The sequence below is a fragment of the Mesorhizobium sp. M7A.F.Ca.MR.362.00.0.0 genome (genome assembly GCF_004023175.1).
In the GTDB taxonomy this organism is placed as follows: Bacteria; Pseudomonadota; Alphaproteobacteria; order Rhizobiales; family Rhizobiaceae; genus Mesorhizobium.
In genome coordinates, this window is the sequence record NZ_RZTF01000727.1 from 1 (window position 1) to 1,463 (window position 1,463).

1 protein-coding gene and 2 rRNA genes are annotated in these 1,463 nt (G+C 47.4%); all 3 read right to left on the bottom strand.

Features of this window, described 5'->3' with window-relative positions:
* The coding region (locus EOC06_RS37180) for a site-specific integrase (protein ID WP_164898994.1) at window positions 1-254 on the bottom strand (254 nt) is incomplete at its 3' end.
* A 130-nt stretch (window positions 255-384) separates the two neighbouring features.
* Window positions 385-501, bottom strand: a 5S ribosomal RNA gene (gene rrf, locus EOC06_RS37185).
* A 72-nt stretch (window positions 502-573) separates the two neighbouring features.
* Window positions 574-1,463, bottom strand: a 23S ribosomal RNA gene (locus tag EOC06_RS37190); the annotation flags it as partial.

The window sequence follows — 1,463 nt, forward strand, 5'->3', positions numbered from 1 at the left end:
CTCAAGAACTTAGCGAAGGTTCTAATAGAACCAAGTATTTTATCAATAGTTATTGGACTTTTCCCCTGCTGCTCTAAAAAAGAGAGATAATTTTGAACATCTTGCTGAGATATGTTCTCTAAATAAGTAGGATATTTGTAGAGCCAGTCTTGAAATTTTTTCATTTCACGTTGATAAGTAGTGACGGTGTTAACAGATTTGCCTTCTGTTTCAAGCCAGTCTGCAAATTGACTAATTACATTAGATTTTTGCACTTTATCACCCCTAAATTCAGACTTGGTACCTTACTTAATATCTTAAATCATAAAAAGAAAGAAGTAAACTTCCGCGATGAATTTCAAAAAAAAGGGGATAGTAGCCTAACGACTACTATCCCCTTTTGGTGCCTGGCGACGTCCTACTCTCACAGGGGGAGAGCCCCCAACTACCATCGGCGCTGAGAAGCTTAACTTCCGTGTTCGGTATGGGAACGGGTGTGACCTTCTCGCTATCGCCACCAGACTATTTGTATTTTGAGAGTTATTCCCTCAAAACTAGATTATGTTGTAAGAAGAAAGAATGAGTAATCATTTATTAGTTAAGTCCTCGATCTATTAGTATTTGTCAGCTCCACGTGTCACCACGCTTCCACCTCAAACCTATCAACCTGATCATCTTTCAGGGATCTTACTAGCTTACGCTATGGGAAATCTCATCTTGAGGGGGGCTTCATGCTTAGATGCTTTCAGCACTTATCCCTTCCGCACATAGCTACCCAGCTATGCCTTTGGCAAGACAACTGGTACACCAGCGGTGCGTCCATCCCGGTCCTCTCGTACTAAGGACAGCTCCTCTCAAATTTCCTACGCCCACGACGGATAGGGACCGAACTGTCTCACGACGTTCTGAACCCAGCTCGCGTACCGCTTTAATGGGCGAACAGCCCAACCCTTGGGACCGACTACAGCCCCAGGATGCGATGAGCCGACATCGAGGTGCCAAACCTCCCCGTCGATGTGGACTCTTGGGGGAGATAAGCCTGTTATCCCCGGGGTAGCTTTTATCCGTTGAGCGATGGCCCTTCCATGCGGAACCACCGGATCACTAAGCCCGACTTTCGTCCCTGCTCGACTTGTAGGTCTCGCAGTCAAGCTCCCTTGTGCCTTTACACTCTACGAATGATTTCCAACCATTCTGAGGGAACCTTTGGGCGCCTCCGTTACTTTTTAGGAGGCGACCGCCCCAGTCAAACTGCCCACCTGACACTGTCTCCCACCCCGATAAGGGGTGCGGGTTAGAATGTCAATACAGCCAGGGTAGTATCCCACCAATGCCTCCACCGAAGCTGGCGCTCCGGCTTCCAAGGCTCCTACCTATCCTGTACAAGCTGTACCAAAATTCAATATCAGGCTACAGTAAAGCTCCACGGGGTCTTTCCGTCCTGTCGCGGGTAACCTGCATCTTCACAGGTACTATAATTTCAC